The 23089-nt window shown below is 59.1% G+C and carries 22 protein-coding genes; 8 read left to right on the plus strand and 14 right to left on the minus strand.

The features are described 5' to 3' along the window. Positions 1–44 precede the first annotated feature (44 nt). The 4 genes from pstB to pstS form a co-directional block, all read right to left on the minus strand. Positions 45–806, minus strand: coding sequence for a phosphate ABC transporter ATP-binding protein PstB (gene pstB, locus V8J63_RS03370; protein WP_016774591.1), 762 nt, complete (start codon positions 804–806; stop codon positions 45–47). A 75-nt stretch (positions 807–881) separates the two neighbouring features. Beyond that, a complete protein-coding gene (pstA, locus tag V8J63_RS03375) occupies positions 882–1793 on the minus strand; it encodes a phosphate ABC transporter permease PstA (protein ID WP_016774590.1) in 912 nt (303 codons plus the stop codon). After that, positions 1793–2758 (minus strand): phosphate ABC transporter permease subunit PstC, encoded by a 966-nt coding sequence (pstC, locus tag V8J63_RS03380; RefSeq protein WP_024012838.1) that lies wholly within the window; start codon positions 2756–2758, stop codon positions 1793–1795. Before pstC ends, pstA begins: the two co-directional genes overlap by 1 nt. Before the next feature lie 74 nt (positions 2759–2832). Beyond that, positions 2833–3864: a phosphate ABC transporter substrate-binding protein PstS gene (pstS, locus tag V8J63_RS03385; RefSeq protein ID WP_122610441.1), complete on the minus strand. Its 1032-nt coding sequence runs from the start codon at positions 3862–3864 to the stop codon at positions 2833–2835. Positions 3865–4177: 313 nt separating this feature from the next. Between pstS and V8J63_RS03390 the strand changes: the two genes are divergently transcribed. After that, positions 4178–5617, plus strand: coding sequence for an ATPase domain-containing protein (locus V8J63_RS03390; RefSeq protein ID WP_016774586.1), 1440 nt, complete (start codon positions 4178–4180; stop codon positions 5615–5617). A gap of 23 nt (positions 5618–5640) precedes the next feature. Then, on the plus strand, positions 5641–6003 hold the full coding sequence (locus tag V8J63_RS03395) for a response regulator (protein ID WP_122746352.1): 363 nt from the start codon (positions 5641–5643) through the stop codon (positions 6001–6003). A 21-nt stretch (positions 6004–6024) separates the two neighbouring features. On the opposite strand, the gene V8J63_RS03400 is transcribed toward V8J63_RS03395, so the two are convergent. From V8J63_RS03400 to V8J63_RS03440, 9 genes are all read right to left on the minus strand, one after another. Next, positions 6025–6939: a LysR family transcriptional regulator gene (locus V8J63_RS03400; protein ID WP_071172325.1), complete on the minus strand. Its 915-nt coding sequence runs from the start codon at positions 6937–6939 to the stop codon at positions 6025–6027. An 87-nt stretch (positions 6940–7026) separates the two neighbouring features. Then, positions 7027–7563, minus strand: coding sequence for a 2,4'-dihydroxyacetophenone dioxygenase family protein (locus tag V8J63_RS03405; protein ID WP_336463574.1), 537 nt, complete (start codon positions 7561–7563; stop codon positions 7027–7029). A 130-nt stretch (positions 7564–7693) separates the two neighbouring features. Further along, a complete protein-coding gene (locus tag V8J63_RS03410; RefSeq protein WP_336463575.1) occupies positions 7694–8818 on the minus strand; it encodes a glycerol dehydrogenase in 1125 nt (374 codons plus the stop codon). A gap of 24 nt (positions 8819–8842) precedes the next feature. Next, positions 8843–9613, minus strand: coding sequence for an SDR family oxidoreductase (locus tag V8J63_RS03415; RefSeq protein WP_197890108.1), 771 nt, complete (start codon positions 9611–9613; stop codon positions 8843–8845). Positions 9614–9646: 33 nt separating this feature from the next. Further along, positions 9647–10351, minus strand: coding sequence for an ABC transporter ATP-binding protein (locus tag V8J63_RS03420; RefSeq protein ID WP_016774571.1), 705 nt, complete (start codon positions 10349–10351; stop codon positions 9647–9649). Further along, complete coding sequence (locus tag V8J63_RS03425; protein ID WP_336463576.1) at positions 10344–12125, minus strand: branched-chain amino acid ABC transporter ATP-binding protein/permease; 1782 nt, start codon at positions 12123–12125, stop codon at positions 10344–10346. Before V8J63_RS03425 ends, V8J63_RS03420 begins: the two co-directional genes overlap by 8 nt. 11 nt (positions 12126–12136) lie before the next feature. Further along, positions 12137–13012, minus strand: a complete 876-nt coding sequence (locus V8J63_RS03430) for a branched-chain amino acid ABC transporter permease (RefSeq protein WP_016774569.1) — start codon at positions 13010–13012, stop codon at positions 12137–12139. A 77-nt stretch (positions 13013–13089) separates the two neighbouring features. Further along, positions 13090–14337: an ABC transporter substrate-binding protein gene (locus V8J63_RS03435; protein WP_016774568.1), complete on the minus strand. Its 1248-nt coding sequence runs from the start codon at positions 14335–14337 to the stop codon at positions 13090–13092. A 201-nt stretch (positions 14338–14538) separates the two neighbouring features. Further along, a complete protein-coding gene (locus V8J63_RS03440; protein WP_336463577.1) occupies positions 14539–15444 on the minus strand; it encodes a LysR family transcriptional regulator in 906 nt (301 codons plus the stop codon). Between the two features lie 118 nt (positions 15445–15562). On the opposite strand from V8J63_RS03440, the gene V8J63_RS03445 reads away from it, so the two are divergent. Next, positions 15563–16489 carry an alpha/beta hydrolase gene (locus V8J63_RS03445; RefSeq protein ID WP_177434140.1) on the plus strand — a complete coding sequence of 309 codons (927 nt, stop codon included), beginning with the start codon at positions 15563–15565 and terminating at the stop codon, positions 16487–16489. A gap of 94 nt (positions 16490–16583) precedes the next feature. After that, positions 16584–16793 carry a hypothetical protein gene (locus V8J63_RS03450; RefSeq protein ID WP_071172316.1) on the plus strand — a complete coding sequence of 70 codons (210 nt, stop codon included), beginning with the start codon at positions 16584–16586 and terminating at the stop codon, positions 16791–16793. A gap of 1 nt (position 16794) precedes the next feature. On the opposite strand, the gene V8J63_RS03455 is transcribed toward V8J63_RS03450, so the two are convergent. Beyond that, positions 16795–17769: an NAD-dependent epimerase gene (locus V8J63_RS03455; RefSeq protein WP_122704519.1), complete on the minus strand. Its 975-nt coding sequence runs from the start codon at positions 17767–17769 to the stop codon at positions 16795–16797. Between the two features lie 682 nt (positions 17770–18451). Here V8J63_RS03455 and rfaH point away from each other — a divergent pair. The 4 genes from rfaH to V8J63_RS03475 are packed head-to-tail and all read left to right on the plus strand — an operon-like array spanning position 18452 to position 23040. Further along, entirely contained in the window at positions 18452–18970 is a 519-nt protein-coding gene (rfaH, locus tag V8J63_RS03460; protein WP_071172314.1) for a transcription/translation regulatory transformer protein RfaH, read from the plus strand. A 51-nt stretch (positions 18971–19021) separates the two neighbouring features. Next, positions 19022–20182 carry an outer membrane beta-barrel protein gene (locus V8J63_RS03465; RefSeq protein WP_130902501.1) on the plus strand — a complete coding sequence of 387 codons (1161 nt, stop codon included), beginning with the start codon at positions 19022–19024 and terminating at the stop codon, positions 20180–20182. A gap of 12 nt (positions 20183–20194) precedes the next feature. Further along, positions 20195–20728 (plus strand): polysaccharide biosynthesis/export family protein, encoded by a 534-nt coding sequence (locus V8J63_RS03470; protein WP_130909790.1) that lies wholly within the window; start codon positions 20195–20197, stop codon positions 20726–20728. A gap of 2 nt (positions 20729–20730) precedes the next feature. Further along, positions 20731–23040, plus strand: a complete 2310-nt coding sequence (locus tag V8J63_RS03475) for a GumC family protein (protein WP_336463578.1) — start codon at positions 20731–20733, stop codon at positions 23038–23040. Positions 23041–23089 lie beyond the last annotated feature (49 nt).

The raw sequence follows: 23089 nt of genomic DNA on the forward strand, positions 1-23089 counted from the left end.
CCATTTGGCTTGTGCAGGTAGGCGGCCGTGACCGGTGCTGTGACTTAGCTGAACTTGCCGCTGATGTAATCGCCGGTCATCTGTTCACGCGGGTTGTCGAAGATCTGCGCGGTCGGGCCCATCTCGACCAGATAACCGGTGCGTGTGCCCTGGGAAATATCCACCGAGAAAAACGCCGTGGTGTCAGCAACACGGATGGCTTGCTGCATGTTGTGGGTCACCAGTGCGATGGTGTAGTCCTTCTTCAACTCGACCATCAATTCTTCGACGCGTCGGGTGGCGATCGGGTCCAGTGCTGAACAAGGCTCATCCAGCAGCAGGACTTCCGGCTCAGTGGCGATCGCCCGGGCGATACACAGGCGTTGTTGCTGGCCACCGGAGAGCGACAGGCCGCTGACCTTGAGCTTGTCCTTGACTTCGTCCCACAGCGCGGCGCCTTGCAGCGCATGCTTGACCCGGTCGCCGATATCGCCCTTGTAGCGATTGAGGCGAAGACCAAACGCCACGTTGTCGAAGATGCTCATCGAGAACGGGTTGGGCTGTTGAAACACCATGCCGATGTAGCGGCGCACGACGACCGGGTCGACGCCCTTGCCATAGACATCCTGCCCGAGGAAATGCACATGGCCCTCGAAACGAAAGCCCTTCACCAGATCGTTCATCCGGTTGAGGCTGCGCAGCACGGTACTTTTGCCGCAGCCTGAGGGACCGATGAATCCGGTGATCTTGTTTTTCTCGATGGGCACGTGGCTGTCACGTACTGCCATGAAGTTGCCGTAGAAAATCTTGTCCAGTTTGCAGTCCATGACTACAGGCGCCTGGGTGACAAACGGAGCGGCAATTTGCGCAGTGGATACGTTCAAAATCAGATGCTCCCGTTCTTAATACTTGGGCTTGCCGAAAATCCGGCTGATGATGTTCACGAACAGCACGATCATCACCAGCACCAACGAGGCCGCCCATGCGAGCTCGAGCTGGTTATCGAAAGGCATGCCGGAGAAGTTGTAGATCAGCACCGCCAGCGAGGCAGTCGGGTTCATGACATCGAGATTGCCCTGGTGGTAGATCCAGTAGTTGCTGAACAGCGCGGTGAACAACAGCGGTGCCGTCTCGCCTGCGGCACGCGCCACGGCGAGCATCACACCAGTCAGGATCGCCGGCATGCCGGTCGGCAAGATGATTTTCCAGATGACCTGCGAGCGGGTGCAGCCCATGCCATAAGCAGCATCTTTCATGATCTTGGGCACCATCCGCATCGATTCTTCTGCGGTCAGCACCACGATAGGCAGCATCAGGACGGCGAGTGCCACGCCACCTGCCGGTGCCGAATACGTGCCGGTGGTCATCACTACCAAGGCGTAGGCAAATACACCTGCCAGGATTGATGGCAGGCCCGTAAGCATCTTGGCGGCAAAACGCGCGGCGTTCCCCAGCTTGCTATCCGGCCCCAGTTCAGCCAGAAAAATGGCCGCCATGATTCCGACCGGCACCGCGATTGCTGCCGCGATACCGACCATCACAAAGGTACCCGCCATCGCGTTGCCGAAACCGCCGCCCATCTCGAAGCCGGTCGGCGGCAGTTCGGTGAAGACTTCCAGGTTCAGACGCGCGCCACCACGAGTGATCAGCATGTACAGCACGGAAATCAGCGGTACGCTGGCGAGCAAAGCACCTGCCCAGACCAGGGTGGTCAGGATCAGGCTACGCAGCGCGCGGCCTTCGAACCTGCGTTGCAAACTGGGCATCGCACCGGTTGGCGCCGTCAGGTCTGTTGCTGCGGTCAGATCAGTCATCACTTGTTACCCCGTTGGGCGTACATCATGATCATCGAGCCGAAAATGTTCACGATCAGCGTAATCAACATCAGTACGAGCGCGGCATACATCAACACCTCGATCTCGTTCGGCCCGGCTTCGGGGAAGTTCAGCGCCAGCAGAGCGGCAAGCGTGTTGGCCGGTGCAAACAACGAGAGGGAAATGTTGTTGGCATTGCCGACCAGCATGGCCAGCGCCATCGTTTCACCCAGCGCGCGGCCCAGGCCCAGCACCAGAGAGCCGAAAATGCCGGTGGCGGCCGAAGGCACCATCACTTTGAGAATCGCTTCCCAATGGGTTGTGCCCATGCCGTACGCGGCTTGTTTGGTTTTCATTGGCACAGCCGTCAGCGCGTCCTGCGACACGGCGGCAATGGTCGGCAGAATCATGATGGCGAGCACCAGCGCTGCGGGCAGCAGGCCCGGACCGCTCAGGGACGTGCCGAAAAAAGGTATCCAGCCCAGTTCGCTGTTCAACCAAGTGGTCAGCGGCCGAATCGCCGGAATCACCACATAGATCCCCCACAGGCCATAGACCACGCTGGGAATGGCCGCGAGCAGTTCGACGATGGTGCGAAACAGCGCAGCGAGCTTGGTTGGCAGGAAATCCTGGGTCAGGAAAATCGCCATGCTCACGCCAAAAACACCGGCGATCAGCAACGCGATGAAGGCGCTGTAAAGCGTGCCCCAGATGGCTGGCAGGATGCCGTATTTGCCTTGGTTGACGTCCCACACGCTGCCCAGAAGCACATCGAAGCCGTGCTTTTCCATACCGGGAAGTGCCTTGCGTCCGACTTCGAACACCAGTGCAAATACCAGCGCCAGAATCAGTACCACACCGATGCGTGCGAGCGCGCGGAAGGTGCGATCAACCAGAAAATCCTTCGTCGAGGGTGGCTGGCAGGCAGAGTCGGGATTAACCGGTACGACAAAAGGTTTGTTCATGGGCTAAGTCCGGAACAGGGGGAAAACTCTCCCGGCGTGGCGCAGACGCACACGCCGAGAGAGACCTCACGGCGTTACTGAATATTGGCGGACGCTTTGCGAACCTGTTCGACGACCGATTGCGGCAACGGGATGTAACCCATCGAATCGGCAATCTTCTGCCCCTCGGTCAGGCTGTATTCGACCATTTCACGCATGGCCTTGGCCTTGGCCGGGTTGCCATTGTCCTTGCGGAAAATCATCCAGGTATAAGAGGTGATCGGATAGGACTTGGCACCGTCCGGATCAGGCAGCCAGGCCACCAGGTTTTCCGGCATCTTCACCGCCGCCAGGGCCTCGGCGCCGCTTTCGGCGTTTGGCACGACGTAATTGCCGGCCTTGTTCTGCAACTGGGCAAAGTCGACCTTGGCCAGTTTGGCGAAGCCATATTCGATGTAACCAATCGCACCAGGGGTCTGGCGTACGGTAGCGGTTACGCCATCGTTTTTCGGCGATTTGATGAACTTGTCACTGGCCGGCCAGTTGACGGTGTTGCCCTCACCCAACGCCTGCTTGAACTCGGCGTTGACGGTTGCCAGGTGCTTGGTGAATACCGCGGTCGTACCGCTGGAATCTGCACGCACGACAACGGTGATTGGCGTATCGGAGAGTTTCAGGTCCGGGTTGGCTGCGACGATCTGCGGATCGTTCCAGCGCGTGATCTTGCCCAGGAAAATATTGGAATAGACGTCGCGTGGCAGCTTCAGACCCTTGGGATTGCCCGGCAGGTTATAGGCCAGCACGATTTCCCCGGCGGTCATTGGCAGCAACTGCACGCCTTCGGCGACCTTGGCGATATCTTCGTCTTTCATTGCCGAGTCACTGGCAGCGAAATCCACGGTTTTGTTCAAGAAGTCCTGTACGCCCGCGCCACTGCCCTTGGATTGGTAATCGACAGTGACGCCATCGGATTTCTTGCTGAAATCCTTGAACCAGGTCAGATAGATCGGCGCCGGGAAACTTGCTCCGGACCCCGTCAGGCGAACATTTTCTGCTGCAAAGGAGGCCGAGGTGGCACAAACAGATACCGCAATGGCGAGCGCAGCAGACTTCATCAAACTTTTCATTAAATGACACCTAGTGATTACGGGCTCCCGAACTCTGCAGCAGTTTTGTGACGATTTCATGAAAGCAAGGTGGCAAGCGCTACCCTAATGGTCCGCAGCAGCGCCTATGGATGTAATCGGCTTCCGGGTTTCGAAAAATCGAATCTTCCTGTGCCGGACTTGTCACTACCCCCTGATCCCGAGCAGTCACGTGCCAGGTTCACATTGCAAAAACGCTACTTTTCCCCAGCCTTTATGGCCCTCAACCGGAAATGGCGTTAGCATTTCACTCATTCGGCTGAACAAGCCTGTTTATTCAGATCAGGGTCGCATTGTGGAAAAGCTAAAACGCCTTCAAAGCGGGATCGAAGGGCTCGACGCGCTGCTTCAGGGGGGCTTTGTCGCCGGCGCCTCATACATCATTCAAGGGCGCCCGGGCTCCGGCAAGACCATCCTTGCCAACCAGCTAGGGTTTCACCATGCCCGTAATGGCGGTCGTGTGCTGGTCGCCACGTTGCTGGCCGAGTCCCACGACCGCCTGTTCCAGTTCCTGTCGACCATGAGTTTTTTCGACGCCTCGCGAGTCGGCGCCGAAATTCAGTTTGTCAGCGCATTCGATACGCTGGAAAACGAAGGCCTCGATGAAGTCGTGAAGCTGCTGCGACGCGAAATCACCCGCCAGAAGGCGACCGTCATGGTCGTCGACGGCCTGCTCAATGCACGCTCCAAAGCCGACTCGCCGATCGACACGAAAAAATTCATCTCTGAACTGCAAGGCCATGCCGCATTTGCCGGTTGCACCGTGCTGTTCCTGACCAGCTCGCGCCTGGACGACGGCAGCCCCGAGCACACTATGGTCGACGGCGTCATCGAAATGGGTGAAGAGCTGTTCGGTACCCGTTCGGTGCGCCGCATTCATTTGCGCAAGACTCGCGGCAGCGGCGCGTTGACCGGTCTTCACGAATGTGAAATCACCGATAACGGCCTGGTCGTCTACCCGCGCCTCGAAAGTCTCTACAAGCGCCCTTCCGCCCCTGACAGCGCGGACATGACGCGCATTCCAAGCGGCATTGCGTCGCTCGATGAGATCTTCGGTGGCGGCTTGCACAGCTCCAGCGTGACGCTGGTCATGGGTCCTTCCGGCATCGGCAAAACCACGCTGGGCCTGAAGTTTCTCGCGCAATCTACGGCCGAAGCGCCTGGACTGCATTTCGGTTTTTATGAAAGCCCGCAGCGCCTGCGCCTGAAAGGCCGTTCGCTGGGCATCGATATTGAACACATGGAACACAGCGGCGCATTGAGCATTGCCTGGCAGCCAACAACGGAGGGTTTGCTTGATGGCCTCGGCGCACGCCTGCTGAGCCTGGTCGATGAGAAAGGCATCAAACGCCTGTTCATCGATAGCCTCAGCGGCATGACTCGGGTTTCAACCACACCGGAACGCATCACCGACTTTTTCAGTGCATTGATGAACGAGCTGCGGTCCAGAGGCGTGACGGTCTTTGCCTCTTGGGAAATGCGCGATTTGTTCGGATCCGAGGTCAGCGCACCGAACTCTGACCTGTCCAGTATTGTCGACAACCTGATCCTCATGCGTTTCTTTGAGAATCACGCTGAACTTCGCAGGACGCTTTCCATTCTTAAGGTACGCGATAGCTCCTACAACCCGTCGCGGTTCGAGGTGGTTGTACGCGATCAAGATGTGTTCCTGGAAAAGGCTTTGAAAAATGAACCTTCAGTCGCAGCTGAGTCATTGCCTGGTTCAATTTCGTAAGTCTTCAAGCGGGTTGAAATAACATGACCACCATTCTGGTAGTCGACGACGAGTATCTGATTGCTGACATTCTTGGCTTTGCGCTTGAGGATGAGGGCTTCATGACCGTGACCGCGAGCAACGGCAAGAAAGCGCTCGAGGTGCTGGAAAGAGAACGCCCGGCGCTGGTTATTACCGACTTCATGATGCCAGTCATGGACGGCCTCGAATTCGCCGAAGCCGTGCGTGCCCAGCCGTCCGTCAAACACTTGCCAATCATTCTCATGAGTGGCGCGCAAGCGCACATCGGCATGCAGCGTTCGGATCTGTTTGATGTGGTGGTGCCCAAGCCGTTTGATATTGCGGTGATTGTGGCTGAGGTAAAGAGGCTGTTGGCGACGGAGTAGTCCGTCGCTGACGCCAGTCTTTTACAGCCAGCTTTCAGTTTTCCACGGATGCTCACGCCACTTGTTCTGAAAAAACTCGATGAACACTCGTATCCGTGGACTCAAATGCTTGCGATCCGAATAAAGCAGGTAGATCGGCTCGACCACACCCGTTTTGAAATCCTCAAGCAACGGCACCAGCGTTCCCGCTTTTACATCAAGCCCGATATGAAAGTCCGCAAGCTTCACCACGCCAGCGCCTGACAGCGCCATGTCGCGCAACAGATCGCCTTGAGTAAAAGACGCGCTGGCGGTCACCGGTACCGAGACGCCGTCTCCATCCTGCAAAAATGACCATTTGTTCCACGGGCTGACGAAGCTGAAATTGAAGCAACGATGATTCAGCAAATCTGCGGGTGTGGTTGGTGTGCCGTGTTCAGCCAGGTACTGCGGCGAGGCACAGATCAGCCATTCACATTCGCCGATGCGTCTGGCAATGCGTGATGAGCTGGGCAATACGCCGCTGTGGATGGCGATATCCAGCCCTTGCTCGAAGTGATCGACGAATTGCGCACCGAGTTGAATCTCAACGTCCAGTGAGGGATACAAATCCAGAAATTCGGGCAGCCACGGCACGATCTGGTGTTTGGCGAAAGAGGTCATGGTGTGAATGCGCAGGGTGCCACTGACTCTGGAGGGCAACGCCTCGGCCAGCGAGTCCGCCTCGTTCATGGCTTCGACGACGGCTTTGGCGCTGCGCAGGTAAGCGGCGCCCTCCTCGGTCAGCGTCAGCACGCGCGAGCCGCGCTGGAACAGCCGGACCTGCAAGCGATCTTCCAGGCGGGTGATCAGTTTGCTGACCGCTGATGGCGTCAGGTGATGGGCGCGCGCGGCAGCAGAAAAACTTCCACATTCGGTAGACCAGATAAAAGCGAGTAGCTGCGAATAATTGTCCATGGCCGGTCCTGGCGAAAAGCTTGAAGGCATGATGTCTCAACGCTCATGAAAAAGCGCGCCGAAGCGCGCTTTTTCATGGGGGCCGGGTCAGCGAATGAACTGTTCGATGTAGTCGTCCGGCAAACCCAGCGTCTTGTAATGCGCTCGGGCGGCTTCAAGCTTGGTAAACACATCTTCGTAACCCACGGCAACGCCCTGCGGATCGACGTAAGTGTAGCCACCCTGCACGTGGAACCAGGTGATCATTTCACTCACATCCTCGGGGACGAACAGGGTATGCGTTTCACCGGGCGGCTCATAGGCAAAAGACCTCTCCTCCGCGACCCAGTCATGCTCCAGGTAGTACCAGCGACCCTTGAGCACGATCGCATGCACGCCGCCGGTATGGCGGTGACGCGACAGCACGCCGGCCTGACGCACCCGCAACAGGTTGATGTAATAGCCGCCGCTGGTGTTGAGCAGCAATGGCTTGAAGGAGACAGATTTCGTTACCGGCACCCACAGCGCATCGTCTTCAAGCCACTGCGTCATGACGCCCGGATGCACCATGTCGGGCGTCATGAATGGAACTTGCGGCAACTGGTACGCAATGGCGAGCTCATCAGGTTTAACAGGAGTATTCATAGTCAGGCCTCTAGGTTTTCTTGACGAACTCACAGCACTTGATTGCGCCAGGATTTCGCTTGAGGGAAAGGTTATGGCGTCGCTGTACGGGAGAAAACAGCTACTTGGTCATACCTGTTGTGACGCAGGATCACAGCATCGCGGGCGGCTTCGCGCAGCCTCTGATCAACCGCGCACCCAGGCTGTCAGCCGCCGCCAATCCTTCCACCAGGCGCTGGTAGGTCAAGGGCGGTTGCATGTTTCTGGCGTATGCCGCCGATAAGGTCGCGTCCACGAGGATAGTGATCTGCGCCGTCGTCAATGGCGTGCGCTGACCCAGCTCAGCGAACGTCACAGGCAGCTTCACCGCGTGCAACAGACGCGCGACCTGTTCAATCTCTTCGACCGGTCGCGCCTCCACCGCCATCTGCACCAGCGTGCCGAACGCTACCAGTTCGCCGTGCAGCATCGACGCCATCGCCGGTATCGCGGTCAGCCCCCGAACCAGGGCATGGGACAGTGACAAACCACCGCTCTCGAAACCGACACCGCTAATCAGCACGGTGCCTTCGATGATCCGCTCGACATCATCGGTGAGTTCATGGCGACACACCGCCTGATAAGCCGGGACGCCGTACTGCATCAGCGTGTCGAAAACCAGGTTGGTGAGCATCAATGCCGTGTGCAGCGGCGGTGTGCCGAAAGAGTTGTGGCCGCCGGCGGCGTAGCACTGTCGGGCTTCGAATTTCTTGCTGATGGCATCGCCGATCCCGGCCGCGAAGAACCGTGCCGGCGCCTGAACGATGACCTCTGTATCGACAATCACCGCAGCGGGATTCATCTTCAGGAACTCCACGCCCACCACTTTGTGCTCTTCGTCATAAAGCACGATCAGCCGACTCGTTGGCGCGTCACTTGAAGCGATCGTGGGGCAGACAATGATCGGTACGTCGAGATTGGCCGCCAGCCCCTTCGCCGTATCGATGGTCTTGCCACCGCCCAGCGCAATGATCGTGTCGGGGGCGTGCAGCAATGCCTGCTCGGATAACTGCGCAATCGCAGCGCGCGTGCACTCGCCGGGAAACTCGATGTGCAATGGCTCCCATCCCTGGTCCTGCAACGCGGCGCCAACCTGCGGCCATAGATGCCGGGCGACAAACTCATCGCAAAGCACCAGCGGCCGTGATCGGCCCATGTCGTTCAGCACTCTGCCCAATTGTTGCAATGCATTCGGACCCTGCTCGTAGCGCCCGGGAAATCCCATCGTTTTAACCATGACAAACGTCCTCGCAAGAAGTCATCAGCGCATCAACCAGCCGCCCGCGACATCAACCACCTGGCCGGTAATGAAGTCGCTTTCGCTTGACGTGAGAAAACACGCCGCCCTTGCCACCTCAAGCGGTGTGCCCAGCCTGCGCAGCGGTGTCTCGTCGACCACGGCTTGATTGGCCTGGGCTGATACGGTCTTGAGCAATAGCGTTTCGATTCGTCCCGGTGCCAGCGCATTGGCGGTGATACCGAACGGCCCGAGTTCGCCGGCCAGGTGGCGGGTAAAGCCGATGATTGCGGCTTTAGTCGCACTGTAGTGCGCTGCGACAATCGGCAAGAACGCGCTGCCCGCCACCGAAGACATATTGACGATGCGCCCGAACCGGCGCTCGACCATGCCGGGCGCGAGCACTCGCACCAGGTTGAAGGAGCCATTGAGGTTGATATCGACCACCCGCAGCCACTCATCCGGCGCCATGGTCCAGATCGGCGCGGGTGCGCCGTGGTGTTTGGGCGAAATGCCGGCGTTGTTGATCAGGGTATCGATGGGGCCAAGCTCACCTTGCACGCGCTCGCAGGCAGCAGCGCAGTCTTGAAAACTCGCGACATCAGCCTGCGCCCACGCGACCGCAAAACCGGCATCACGCAACGCCACGCCCTGCTGTTGCACCTTGTCGGCATCAGCATCGAGCAGCGCCACGGCTGCACCTTCTTCGCAATACAACCGCGCGATCGCCGCACCGATGCCGCCCCCGGCGCCGGTGACCAATACGGTGCGCCCGGCGTGTCTGGAATGAGTCATGACCTTCTCTCGCTTGCAGATGAATGGACTGGGTCAGAGCCCCAGATAAGCACGCTTGACGTGCGGGTTCTCCAGCAGTTCCTGGCCGGTGCCGCTGAGCACCACCTCGCCGTTCTCCAGCACGTAACCGCGATGAGCAATGCGCAGCGTATGAACGATGTTCTGCTCGACGATCAACACGGTGGTGCCCAACTGGAGAATCCTGTCGATGATCTCGAAGACCTGCGATACCAGCAGCGGCGACAGGCCCAGCGACGGCTCATCAAACATCAACAATTTCGGCTCGGCCATCAGGCCCCGGGCGATGGCAACCATTTGTTGTTCGCCGCCCGACAGTGTCCCGGCGTTCTGATCAAGGCGTTCGCGCACCCTCGGAAACAGATCGAGAATATTGTCCAGACGCTGCCTGTAGCCTGCTCGTGCACTGCGTTTGTAGGCGCCCATCAAGAGGTTGTCGCGCACGCTGATGAAGGGAAACAACTGGCGCCCCTCCGGTATCAGTGTCAGGCCCGCGTCGACAATCTGATCGGGGCGATTGCCATCGATGCGCTGGCCTTCGAATTCGATCGTGCCTTGGGACGGTGTGACGATGCCGCACAAGCTGCGCAGGGTCGTGGTTTTGCCGGCGCCGTTGGCGCCGACGATGGTCACCACCTCACCGGCATTGACCTCGAACGACACGCCACGAAGAATCTCCGTACCGCCATAGCCGCTGTGGACGTTGTCGAGTTTAAGCATGGCTGTACTCCTTGCCGAGGTAGGCTTCGATCACCTGAGGATCGTTGATCACATCATGAGGCGCGCCCTGCATCAGCAGCGTGCCGGAACTGATCACGACGATGCGGTCAGAAAGGCTCATGGTGGCTTGCATCAAGTGCTCGATCATCAACACGCTGACACCCGAATCACGCACCCGGCGAATGACTGCGACGGCCTTGGCAACATCCGTCGGGTTGAGGCCGGCCATGACCTCGTCGAGCAGCAGGATGCGCGGGCGCGTCGCCAGGGCGCGGGCCATTTCCAGGCGCTTCATGCCGCCGACCGTCAAGTTGCGCGCCCGGGTGTCGAGCAGCGCGGTGAGTTCGGTCAGCTCGGCGACTTGCTCGGCGATCGCCCTCGCCTCCTTCGCGTCGGCGGTGTGCATGAATGCACCGAGCATGATGTTTTCGCAGACACTCAAATCAGCGAATGGCTGGACGATCTGAAAGGTCCGGCCAATGCCTGCCCTGGCGAACTCGGCCGGGCTGCTCGGGGTGACCCAGTCGCCATTGAGCAGGCGCACTTTCACTTGGCCTTTGGACGGCAGGAGAAATCCGGAGAGCTGGTTGAACACCGTAGTTTTGCCGGCGCCATTCGGGCCGATCACACCCACGATTTCGCCTTCGGCCAAGCTCAGCGAAACATCGTTGGTGGCGTGCAGTCCGCCAAAGAACTTGTGCAGGTTTTCTGCGACCAGAACCGGCTCACCGTGCGTGGCCGAGTGGGCTTGCGCCAAGGTCGGCCCGATCGGTGCTTCTGTATTTGCCATCGGACGACGGCCGCCGGGCAATGAGTCGATCCAGGCAAATATCCGGGCCCCAAAACGCCCCACCACGCCTTGCGGAATAGTCAACACCACCGCGACCAGCACGATGCCATAGACCAGACCGTGCACCCCGCTGCCCAGATCGCCCAACCAGCCGCGTGCCAGTTCAGCCAGCGGCAGCACCAGCAAAGTGCCGATCAGCGGTCCCGATACCGTGCCCAGTCCACCAATCAACGCGAACATGGCGATCTGAATCGACATCTCCAGAGAAAACATCGAGCCGGGTTCGATGAAGGTCAGGTACATCGCGTGAAAGCTGCCGACCAGGCTGGTGATAAATGCGGACAACACCACGGCGATCAGCTTGACCTTGACCGAGTTCACGCCCACCGCATGGGCGGCGTCTTCACGTTCACGCACGGCGATCAGGTAATAACCCAGTCGGGAATTCTTGATCTTCCACGACACTGCCAATGTGATGACCAGAAACGCGAAGGCGATCAGCAGGTACGGCCAGCGCGGGCGGAACAACATCCACTCGAAACCGAGCTTCAGCGGTACGCCCAGCCCTGCCGCACCACCGGTCACGTCATGCTGATTGATCGCCACCAGACGCACGACCTCCAGCACCGCAATGGTCGCCAAGGCAAAAAACGGCCCGCGCAATCTGAAGCATGGCCAACTGATCAGCACCGCGACAATCGACGACAAGATTGCGCCAGCGAACATGCCGATCCATGGACTGATGCCCAGTTTCATCATCAACAGCGTCGTCGTGTAAGCGCCCACTCCATAGAACACGGCATGCCCCAACGACAGCTGGCCGGCAAACCCGCCGACGATGTTCCAGGCACTGGCCAGTGCCGCATAACTGCATATGAGGATGAACAGGTGATAAACGAACGGCGAGCCTACGCTCAATGGAATGATCAGTAACAGCGCCAGGGCCAGTGCACTGACATAGACACGCGGGTGCAAAATATTCATGACCATTTTCCTCACTCAGACCCGCGACCGGCGCCGAAAAGACCTGTCGGACGAAACACCAGGATGCCCAGGAAAATCGTGAAATAGACGACCTCCTTGAGGTCTGGCGCGATGTAGTAACCGGCGAGACTGTCGACGATGCCGATCAGCATTGAACCGATCAGTGCGCCGGACAGGCTGCCCAGACCGCCCAGCACCACAATCACAAACGCCGTCAGCACGAAGAAAGTGCCAACGGTTGGAAAGACCGGATATTGCGGAGCGATCAGTCCCGAGGCGACGCCCAGGCAGGCGCAACCCAGGCCGAAGGCAAACACATAGATGTTCTTGACGTTGACACCCATCAGTTGCGCCGCGTTGCGATGCTGTGCAGTAGCGCGGACGGCCCGGCCGAGAAAGGTGTTCTGCAAAAACCAGTGCAGCCCCGCGACCAGTGCGAGCGACGCGACAAAAGTGATCAACTGACCGCTGCTGACGCGAAAGGCGCCAAAGCTGACGGTTGTGGTACCGACGTTGATGTTCTTCACCGTCATGACGTCGGCACCGAAGATCAGCAACGCGCCGTTCATCAGGGCAATCGAGACGCCCACGGTGGCGAAAATCTGGATATGTCCCTCAGCGCCAAGCAACGGCTGAATGATGAAACGCTGCATTGCCGCACCAGCGGCAAACAACAGGATCGTCGCAGGAATGATCGCCATATACGGGTGGATGCCGAAGTGCGAATTCAGCAAGTACACGGCATACAGGCCGATCATCAGAAACTCGCCATGGGCGAAGTTGACCACTCGCACGATGCCGAAAATCAGAGTCAGGCCGATGCTGATGATGGCCAACGTGCCACCGAGCAATAAGCCGTTCAACAGGAGCTGGATGAAAATTTCCACGGTTGGCGCCCTCTTTGCGAGCGAACGAACCCGTGAAGCTCAATGATCAAGCTTCAGCAGATTGCGGGGTTCAGGTATCAGGGTTGGTCGGAAAAACGCGCTTGGGCAACGGCGGCTGCCTGGGGGTAAACGGTTTTCAGCAGTCCGTTCTGCCACTGCATGATTGCCGTATTGGCGCGCTGGTTCTGGCCGTTCTTGCCAAACCTGGCACCGATGCCGGCAGCCGTACCGCCGAGAGGAATATCGATGGTTGCCACCGAGGCACGGATCGCATCGGCGTCCAGCGAAGTACTGTTTTCCATGGCATCGAGGAATATCTTCGCCCCGACATAGTTGATCAGGCTGTGGCCCGAGCGCGGTTCGCTGCCGTAGCGATCCTTGTATGCCTTGGCGAACGCCCCGATACCGGGAGCGCCGTTTTCATTGGTCTGGAACTGTGGGAAATCGACATCAAGCACGCCTTCCATATTGGCTGCGCCGACGACCTTGACCGTGTCCTGCATGGAATAGCCGCCGCCGGCGCCGATAACGGCTTTGGGCCTGAAACCGGCTTCGCGGATCTGGCGGAAAAACAGCGTCGTGTCGTTCTGATAACTGGTCTGCAATACCACATCCGCCTGGGCGCCTTTCAAACGCAGGATCAGCGATGAGAGATCGACCGCTTTGGCCGAATACGGTAGTACCTCGACCACATTCAGACCTTGCTCCTGAGCGATTTTTTTCTGAAACCCGGCGATGGTTGTACCGTACAGCGCATCCTCGTGGATGATCGCGACCTTCAATTGTTTCGGATCGACCTTGAGCGACGGGCTGACAATGTCCGTGATGGCGGTGATGGTGCCTTCGGCGAAATTCCTGGCGGTCGGGTTGCTGCGCATCACGTAGCTCAGATCACGCTCAGTGATGTGGTCGGACACCGCACCCAATTCGAAAAACGGCACCCCCGCCATCTCCGTCACCTGCGTGGCCGCAAATGACAGCGCCGAGGAATAGCTGCCAAATACAGCAGTGACGTTCTCAACAGAGGTGAGCCGGCGCGCGGCACCGACCGCTTGTCCCGCATCGACTGCGTCGGCCTTGAGCAACTTGATCGGCTCGCCCTTCAAACCGCCCGAGGCATTTCGTTCGGCGACGGCCAGTTCGAGGCCACGGAAGCTCTCGTCGCCCAGTAACGCCAGGGATCCACTCAGGGGATAAAGCGCGCCGATCCTGATGTCCGCGAGCGCGGCGACCGGGGTGGACAGGCAAAGCAGGATGCCGGCAGCTTTCAGCCAGCTTTTCGCGGTAGCCGCCACGGCCACGGCTTCCTCTTGAGCGAGTCTCATTGGATTCATCTCCCGCAGATATTGTTTTTATTGTTCCTTCAAATGATCCGTGCCGAGCACAGACATCGTCGGATTACAGTGGCGATGACACGCAAGTTTCTGCGCCACTGTTTGCAAGAGTACGGCTCGCCAAGATTGGCTGGATATAGCTGAAAAAGCACACCTGCTGTGAATTTGCGGCACAGCTCCTATGGGGGCTGATCAGTCCCAAGGCGCCGGTGACCACGCTTCCACCAGCCTGTCGATGAACAGGCGAATCTTCGGCGACAGGTGTCGCTTGCTCGGGTAAATCACCCGGATCGGCTCGGCAGCCTCGGCGTGCTCTGCGAGCAACTGCACGAGCTTGCCACTGCGCAAGTCATCGTTGACCACATAGGATGGCAACGTCGCGATACCGAGGCCTGCGGCAGTCGCCTGATGCAAGGCTTCAGCGCTGTCCATCTGCAGCCGTCCAGCATGAATGACCGGCACAGGCTGACCATTGACGCGAAAATTCCACGCCAGCAATCGGCCGCCGCTGACGAAGTGCAGGCACGCATGCCCGGCCAGATCTTCGGGTGTCTGCGGTGCCGGATGTTCATTCAGATAATCGGGCGCGGCACAGGTGATCATTTGCTGGTAAGCCACCGTGCGCGTGAGTAGCCCGGAGTCTTCCTTGGGCGGACCGATGCGAATCGCCAGATCGAAACCCTCGTCGATCAGGTCGACCAGCCGATCGGAAAACGTCGCGTCGATGGCGAGCGACGGCCAGTCTCTCAGACAGCGCTCGATGTGCTGCACAACGTGCAGCCGGCCCAGTGCTACCGGCAGGCTCATGCGCAAGCGGCCGCTGGGCGTCGAACGGCGGAACGCCAAAGCCTCTTCGACCTCGTCCAGATCCTGCAAGATGCCCACACATCGCTCATACAGCACCCGACCATCGTCGGTCAGGCTCAGGCTGCGGGTGGTGCGGTTGAGCAGGCGGACCTGCAAACGCGATTCAAGCCGCACGATCGATTTACCAACGGCCGAGCGGGTCAGCCCGAGTTGCCTGGCAGCCGCCGTAAAACTTCCGGTATCCACCGAGGCGACGAAGGCGGCGATGTCGTTCAGGTTATGCAGTTCCATGAGGCCTCCGGGTTTGGCATTCAAGCGGCTTGGCACCGGTTATGGGGAACCCTATTCCCCAATCATGAGCATACCATCTCGATTAGTTAAGCCATCACTAACGTCTGATCGAGGTCATATGAACACTGAAGTAAAAGCAGCTGTACAAACCTGGGCCAACAGCCTCAGCGATCTGGTGCCCGTGCTGAAGGGTATCGATACCACCACTAAGATGAGCGACATCCGCGATGCCTACGCAAAAATGCTCGGGCAGAATCAACCACCGGCTGGCGTGAGATTTGAAGCAGTCGACATGGGCGGCGTGCCCGCTACGCTGGTGACTCCGGATGAACTCAAGACCGACGCGGTGCTGATGTACATCCACGGCGGCGCCTACATCGTCGGTCGACCTGACGGCTACCACGGCATCGGCGGCAACTACGCAAAAATGCTTGGCGCGCGGGTGTACATGCCGGATTACCGCCTCGCACCCGAGCATCAGTTCCCCGCCCCCATCGATGACACTTTGCGCGCCTATGAGTGGTTGCTTGAGCAGAACATCGCCGCCAGCAAGATTGCCTTCGCAGGCGAGTCGGCGGGTGGCGCGATGGTGGTCAGCGTGATGGTCGCGGCAAAATCCAAAGGCTTGCCCTTGCCCGCAGTGGGTTCGTCCATCTCGCCATGGGCCAACCTCGAACACACCGGCGCCTCCATGAGCAATCGTGAAGGCCTTGACCCGCTAAACTCCAAGCCCGTGCTGGATATCCTCGCGCGAGCCTTTCTCGGCGACACCTTGGCCAACCATCCGCTGGCGTCGCCGGTGTTCGCCGACGTCACCGGACTGCCACCGATTCTGGTACAGATCGGCGAAAACGAACTGATGCTCAGTGACGCCATGCGTCTGGCCAATCACCTGGCGGACAACCGCGTCCGGGTCAATCTCGAAGTGTGGCCCGGCATGTTTCACGCCTGGCATTTCTACGCAGGCATGCTGGCCGAGGGGCAGCAGGCGCTGGAGAGTTCGGTGCGGTTTATCGAGGCGGGGTTGATTGGGGCGGCTTGCTGATCAGACAGCATTCGCTGCTGATCGGCGACACTTCTGGCTGTATAGCTCGGCGCCTTGGCGGTATGGTGGTTTGCCGACCGCCGAGGAACCCTGAATGCCGAAAAAACCACCACCCCCTGACAGCAACCCCAGCGCAGCCGACATCGAACGCGCCATTCTGGCCTTGAACAAAATGGCCGAACGCCTGTGGGGCGACGGGCGTGAGGCCGAGGCCAAGGCGCTGCTCGATGCACTGGATGCGTTGAACCGCGCCCTCGACCGGATCCGCATCGGGGAAAGTCGCAGGGCCGTCACCCTGCACTGAATCAGACCTGGTAAAACTCGCGATACCACTGCACGAACGCTTGCACGCCCTGCTCGATCGGCACCTGCGGGCTGAAGTCGATGCAGCGTGCCAGCGCCGACACGTCGGCCCAGGTCTTCAGCACGTCACCCTCCTGCATCGGCAAATAACGGCGCTGAGCCTTGATGCCCAGTGCCTGCTCCAGGCATTCGACGAAGCTCATCAGCGCTACTGGACTGCCGCGGCCGATATTGAACAGGCGATTGGTGCCGCGCTCGGCGCTGAGTGCGGGCGGTTTGTCGAGCAGTCGGAAAATCGCTTCGACAATGTCATCGATAAAGGTGAAGTCGCGCGCCATTTCGCCTTGGTTGTAGAGGTCGATGGCGCGCCCGTTGAGCATCGCTTCGGTGAATTTGAACAGCGCCATGTCCGGTCGACCCCACGGGCCGTACACGGTAAAGAAGCGCAGGCCGGTGGCCTGCAAGCCGTAGAGATGGCAGTAACTGTGCGCGATCAGTTCGTTGGCGCGTTTGCTCGCGGCGTACAACGAAACCGGTTGATCGACCGGATCGTCTTCTGCAAACGGCATCTTGGTATTGGCGCCATACACCGAACTGCTCGATGCATAGATCAAGTGCTCTGGCGGGTGACGACGGCACGCTTCCAGAACGTTGAGAAACCCGACCAGATTCGACTGCGCATAGGCATCAGGATTGTCCAGCGAGTAGCGCACTCCGGCCTGCGCAGCGAGGTGAATGACCTGTTTGTAGTGGCCGTGTTCGAACAACGCGGTCAAAGCGCTCTGATCGACAATGTCCAGCCGCTGAAACGTAAAATTGGCCAGCGTCTGCAATCTCTGCAAACGCGCCTGTTTGAGTTTGACGTCGTAATAAGGATTGAGATTGTCGATACCCACAACCTCTAGCCCTTCGCGACATAAACGCATGACCGTGTGATAACCGATAAAACCTGCGGCACCCGTTACCAGAACACTCATGATTGCCTCGGCTCAGCGGTTTGACTTCAAGAAATATGCAGCACGAACATTTACCCGCGAACGACCGTAACTATTCATAGACGACCTTAGTTACCCGGGCCAGCAGCATCCGACGCGAGGCATCTAAAATCAAAACTTCTTACGAACCGAAACATGTAAGATTGAAACTAATTTGCTATCACGCGCACCATCTAACCTCCGCGACTTCAACAACTTCGAAAAGTTTAAAAAACCCGACGAATAAATTTCACCTTTACCAATCAATAACCTACGTGAGATGGCCATCATCAGCGGATGAAAGGTAATGTTTTTGACTGTTAGCAATTGACAGCTTGCAAAGACTGGCCGATAACTAATCACTGCCCGATGAGCTCGCGCCGACGCGCACTTTTCTGCTCTCCGGCTATTTATGTAATTGGATCCTGAAGGTCGCAACTGCGAACCGTGCGGTAGCTTTGCTCAAACAAAAGCGCGGACTCGTTATAGCCAAGACGGCCATGGATATAACTACAACCCAATCAAGTTGATTCATTTTTGAAACACTTCTTCTGCCAATAAACATTGATGCATCTGGCTCGGCACTTTGCCTTGATCAGCCTACTACCTACTAGCAAGCTTGGCGGCTAGTCCCACGTTATCGGCCGCCCTGCTTACACGATCGCTATGTATGGAGTACTCCAGCATGCTAACGGTTTGCCGCAACGGCTCTAACTGGTATTTATTGCAGTGCAAGCCCCGCCAGGATGAACGGGCACAACTCAATCTGCAGCAACAGAACTATTCGACCTTTCGGCCGCAGCTGATGAGCGAGCGAAGTATTCGTGGCAAACGCCAACGAACACTGGAATCGCTGTTCCCCGGCTACGTATTCATTGAACTGAGCCGCGACGATAACTGGGCACCGATTCGCTCGACCCGCGGTGTCAGCCGCATCGTCGAATTCAACCATGTGCCCGCCCGGGTCGACGAAGACGTGATTGCGCAATTGCGCGAACGCAGCCAGGAGTCGCTCGGTTTTCCTGCCGAACCGACACTCAAGCCCGGCGAACCTCTGCAAATCGTCCAGGGCCCACTGTCCCCGCTCGAAGGCGTGTTCCTGTCCATGCACGGCGATGAGCGCGTGATGATCCTGCTCAATTTTCTCAACCGCCAACAGCACGTCAGCGTCCCGCTGAGTTACCTCGAACGCCAGCGACAATAGTCCGGATCTGCTTCGCCCTGACCCCGACCCCCTTAATCAGGAGCGTGATCCATGGCTCTGAAGCCTCGCTGTTCCCTGGTTTTAGTCGTCGCCTGCTGTGTCCCCGAAGCTGCCTGGAGCGTTGAGCCGCAAGCGATCAATGTCTACGGCTTCGATTTCACCCCGACCTTTGCCTTGTCGGAAAGCTATGACGACAACTTTCGCGAAGTCGAACACGATGTCGAATCGACCATGGTCACCCGTCTGGCGCCGGCCTTCGAGCTCAAGGCCGAGGATCGCAACAGTGCCACGCGGGTGATCTGGGAACCGACCCGCTACATCTATCACAGCGCCTCGGACGCTTCGAACACCGCCCAGCGCCTGCGCGCCGACAGCATCATGGAGTTCACTGATCGGCATCGTCTGAAACTCGAAGCCGAGGCGCGCAAATACGAGCGCACCACCTCGACCGCCGTCGACGGCATCAACGACAAGATCGAGAGTCAGCGCGTCGGCGGCGTCTACACCTTTGGCGCGCGCAGTGCGCTGAACCAGATCGACCTCGGCGCCAGTTACGCACAACTGCGCTATGACAACTCCGACGGCATCAACGATGACAAGGAGCGCAACACCAGCAACCTGACCAGCACCTGGTATCACCGCCTCGGCAGCAAGACCCGTGGTTTGCTCGAATACGACCACACCCGCTTCGACTACCTGCAATCGAACAGCCCGCGCAGCAGTCGCTCCGACGCAGTGCTGGCCGGTGCCGAGTGGGACATGACGGCGAAAACCACCGGCAAATTGCGCGTCGGTTACGAGCGCAAGAACTTCGACCAGAGCGGTTCCGACGATCTGAGCAACCCGACCTGGCAAGTGGATCTGGCGTGGAAACCGCGCACCTACTCGACCTTCACCTTTCTCGCCCGCCAGGCCATGGCCGAAGGCGACGACGGCTCCGACGCGGTGAAAGCCACCTTCACCCAGATCGGTTGGCGTCACGGCTGGACCGAACGCATCACCAGCGTTGCCGAAGTCGGCATGGGCCATTACGTCTACGAAGGCCAGGACCGTAGCGACGATTTGCAGGACTACAAACTCGGCGTGAATTACGCAATGCGCCGCTGGCTGGACGTCGAAGTCGCCTACCGCCACCGCGATAACGATTCCGATGCCGACAACGAAAGCTTCACCCGCAATGTTTTCCAGATCACGTTCGACGTCAGTCTGTAGGAGGGTTGGGCCATGCATACGCGCCTGATTTTATTGTTGTTGCTGCTCTGGACAGTGCCCACGGTCGAGGCGGCGGACACCGACACCAATTACCGCCTGGCCGCTGGCGATGTCTTGCGCATCATCGTGTTCGGCGAGCCGGAACTGAGCTTCAAGAAGATCCGCCTCAACGATGCCGGCACCTTCTCCTACCCGTTTCTCGGCGAAATCGTCGCCAAGGGCCTGACGCCCAATCAGGTCGAACAAAAAATCGTCGACGGCCTCAAGCAAGGCTATCTGGTCGATCCGAAAGTCAGCCTCAGCCAGATCGAATACCGCCCGTTCTACATCAACGGCGAGGTGCAGAAGCCCGGCAGTTATCCCTTTCAGCCCGGGCTGACCCTGGAAAAAGCCATCGCCCTGGGTGGCGGCCTGACCGAGCGCGCCTCAATGAAACGCGTGACGATTTTGCGCGGCAGTGGCGGCCCGCCGGTCACCGAGAACATCTCGCGCACCACCGTCATCGCCCCCGGCGACACCATTTCCATTGCACAAGGCTTTTTCTGATCATGGACAACAGCCCAAGCACCTACCTCGAACGTCCGCTCCAGGGCCACTTGCCAACGCAAGCCGCCGATGAGTCGGATACCCTTGATCTGCTGCACCTGTGGCGGGTGATCTGGTCGGCGAAGTGGAACATCGCCTGGCTGGTGCTGCTCAGTTGCGCGCTGGCCGTGGCGGCGCTGTCGTTCATCACGCCGCAGTACGTCGGCAGTGCGACACTGCTGATCAAGGACAAGACGCCGCCGGTGTTGAGTTTTCAGCAAGCCGCCGAATCCGGCGGCGCCACCACCACTGATTACTTGCAGACTCAGCAAGCCCTGCTGCAATCGCGGGAGCTGGCCGAGCGCGCCGTGCGCAAACTTGGCCTGACTACCAACCCGATCACCGATCCACGCCAGCAGGCGCAGAGTTGGTTCACCCCGCGCCAATGGCTGGCCGACCTCAATCGTGACCAGTGGCTGCCATGGCTGGATCTGCTGCCGCCGCCGAAGCCGCCAGCAACCGAAGAACAAGTGTTCAACGACGTCACGCAAAGCCTGATGCTGCACACCAGCGTCAAGTTTGTCGGCAAGAGTCAGTTGCTGGAAATCGACGTCGAGTTGCCCGACCCGGCACTCGCTGCGGCGGTGGCCAACGCCCTCGCCCAGGGTTTTATCGACAGCCAGCAGGACACCAGCCTCAAGTCTTCGCAAAACAACACCAGCTGGATGAACACCCGCCTGGTCGAGTTGCGCGACAACCTGCGCGTCGCCGAAAACAAGTTGCAGGCCTATCGCGAGGAACAGGGTCTGGTCGATGTCGACGGTGTCGCCACCATCAGTGCCAACGAGCTGCAGATGACCGGCAACCGCATGATCGATGCGCGCCGCGATCGTGCCGAAGCGGAGAGCCAGTTCCGTCAGGCGCAAGCCTTGAGCAACGGCGACATCAGTCGTTTGTCCAGCGTGCCTGCAGTGCTGAGCAATCCGCTGATTCAGCAGTTCCAGGCCGATCTGGCCAAGGCCCAGGCCAAAGTCGAAGAGTTGTCGGGCCGCTACGGGCCGAAGCACCCGGCGCTGATCTCCGCCCGATCCGAACAACGTACGGCGGCCAACAGCCTGCGCCTGCAAGTGCAGCAAGTGGTCGCCGGTATCGAGCGCCAGTATCAACTGGCAGTGGCCAGCGAAGACGCCCTGCGCAAATCCTTCAACAGCAACAAGGCGCAGATTCAGGACATTTCGCGCAAGGAATTCCAGCTGCGCGAATTCCAGCGTGAAGTCGACAGCACCCGAGCGCTCTACGAAACCTTCGTCACCCGCCTCAAGGAAACCGCCGCCACCTCGGACATGGATTCGGCCAAGGCGCGCATCGTCGACCCGGCGATCGCACCGCTGGAAGCGAGCAAACCGCGCAAGAACCTGATTCTCGCGATTGTCGCGCTGGTCGCAGCGATCGTCGGCATCGCCCTCGCCTTCCTCTTCGATACCATGAGCAATACCTTCAAGACCGACGACACCGTCGAGAGCCTGCTCAATGTGCCGTTGCTCAGTGTCGTGCCGCTGGTGATGAAGAAGAGCCGGCGGCAGTTGGCGCGGCTGTTCGAGGACAACGATCACCCGCGTTTCTGCGAAACCATCCGCAACCTGCGCACCTGGCTGATGCTGCAAAACAACGAACGCCCGGCGCAGGTGGTGCTGGTCACGTCTTCGGTGTCCGGCGAAGGCAAGAGCACCATCGCCAACAATCTCGCCTCGTCGCTGGCGCCGCTGGAACGGGTGCTGCTGATCGATGCCGACATGCGTCAGCCGACGCTGTCGCTGAACTTCGATTTTCCGCCGCAGAGCCCCGGCCTCGCAAACCTCATGGCCGGCAGCGCGCGGCTGGAAGACTGCATCCGCAGCGTCGGCAATCTCGACATGCTCCCGGCCGGCTGCCTGTCGCCATCGGCGCTGGACCCGTTCGAGGCACCGCGTTTGAAAGCCTCGAGCAGTTCAAGCAATGCCGTGGCCCCCGCCCAGGACTTGCTCAGTTCACCGCGCCTCGGTCGGCTGTTGCAGATTCTCAAGTCGCGCTACCGGCACATCATCATCGATTCGCCGCCGGCAGAAATCGTCAGCGACGCACTGTTGCTGGCCCAGCACTCCGACGCAGTGATCTACGTGGTCAAGGCGCAGAGCACGCCGGTCGGCCAGGTGCGCAAGAGCATCGCCGTGTTGCAGCAGAGCCAGGCGCCGGTGTTCGGCGTGGTGCTCAATCAGGTCGATCTGCGCAAGGCGCGCAAGTACGGCCATGGCCATTCCCGTTCCTTCTACGACTACGACTTCGCCCCGCGCTGATCCTTCGGGCCGTGCCGCCCGGCAACAGCAAATCCTTTCCTGTTCGACG

Source organism: Pseudomonas sp. CCNWLW23, assembly GCF_037095675.1.
Taxonomy (GTDB): Bacteria; Pseudomonadota; Gammaproteobacteria; order Pseudomonadales; family Pseudomonadaceae; genus Aquipseudomonas; species Aquipseudomonas atacamensis.

Bases quoted from the DNA above. Each gene is read 5' to 3' on its own strand.
- V8J63_RS03475 (WP_336463578.1), top strand. From the start codon at position 20,731: ATGGACAACAGCCCAAGCACCTACCTCGAACGTCCGCTCCAGGGCCAC.
- pstB (WP_016774591.1), bottom strand. From the start codon at position 806: ATGGACTGCAAACTGGACAAGATTTTCTACGGCAACTTCATGGCAGTA.
- V8J63_RS03420 (WP_016774571.1), bottom strand. From the start codon at position 10,351: ATGCTTAAACTCGACAACGTCCACAGCGGCTATGGCGGTACGGAGATT.
- V8J63_RS03425 (WP_336463576.1), bottom strand. From the start codon at position 12,125: ATGAATATTTTGCACCCGCGTGTCTATGTCAGTGCACTGGCCCTGGCG.
- V8J63_RS03470 (WP_130909790.1), top strand. From the start codon at position 20,195: ATGCATACGCGCCTGATTTTATTGTTGTTGCTGCTCTGGACAGTGCCC.
- V8J63_RS03440 (WP_336463577.1), bottom strand. From the start codon at position 15,444: ATGGAACTGCATAACCTGAACGACATCGCCGCCTTCGTCGCCTCGGTG.
- V8J63_RS03455 (WP_122704519.1), bottom strand. From the start codon at position 17,769: ATGAGTGTTCTGGTAACGGGTGCCGCAGGTTTTATCGGTTATCACACG.
- V8J63_RS03445 (WP_177434140.1), top strand. From the start codon at position 15,563: ATGAACACTGAAGTAAAAGCAGCTGTACAAACCTGGGCCAACAGCCTC.
- V8J63_RS03405 (WP_336463574.1), bottom strand. From the start codon at position 7,563: ATGAATACTCCTGTTAAACCTGATGAGCTCGCCATTGCGTACCAGTTG.
- V8J63_RS03395 (WP_122746352.1), top strand. From the start codon at position 5,641: ATGACCACCATTCTGGTAGTCGACGACGAGTATCTGATTGCTGACATT.
- V8J63_RS03400 (WP_071172325.1), bottom strand. From the start codon at position 6,939: ATGGACAATTATTCGCAGCTACTCGCTTTTATCTGGTCTACCGAATGT.
- pstA (WP_016774590.1), bottom strand. From the start codon at position 1,793: ATGACTGATCTGACCGCAGCAACAGACCTGACGGCGCCAACCGGTGCG.
- V8J63_RS03415 (WP_197890108.1), bottom strand. From the start codon at position 9,613: ATGACTCATTCCAGACACGCCGGGCGCACCGTATTGGTCACCGGCGCC.
- rfaH (WP_071172314.1), top strand. From the start codon at position 18,452: ATGCTAACGGTTTGCCGCAACGGCTCTAACTGGTATTTATTGCAGTGC.
- V8J63_RS03435 (WP_016774568.1), bottom strand. From the start codon at position 14,337: ATGAGACTCGCTCAAGAGGAAGCCGTGGCCGTGGCGGCTACCGCGAAA.
- pstC (WP_024012838.1), bottom strand. From the start codon at position 2,758: ATGAACAAACCTTTTGTCGTACCGGTTAATCCCGACTCTGCCTGCCAG.
- V8J63_RS03410 (WP_336463575.1), bottom strand. From the start codon at position 8,818: ATGGTTAAAACGATGGGATTTCCCGGGCGCTACGAGCAGGGTCCGAAT.
- pstS (WP_122610441.1), bottom strand. From the start codon at position 3,864: ATGAAAAGTTTGATGAAGTCTGCTGCGCTCGCCATTGCGGTATCTGTT.
- V8J63_RS03465 (WP_130902501.1), top strand. From the start codon at position 19,022: ATGGCTCTGAAGCCTCGCTGTTCCCTGGTTTTAGTCGTCGCCTGCTGT.
- V8J63_RS03450 (WP_071172316.1), top strand. From the start codon at position 16,584: ATGCCGAAAAAACCACCACCCCCTGACAGCAACCCCAGCGCAGCCGAC.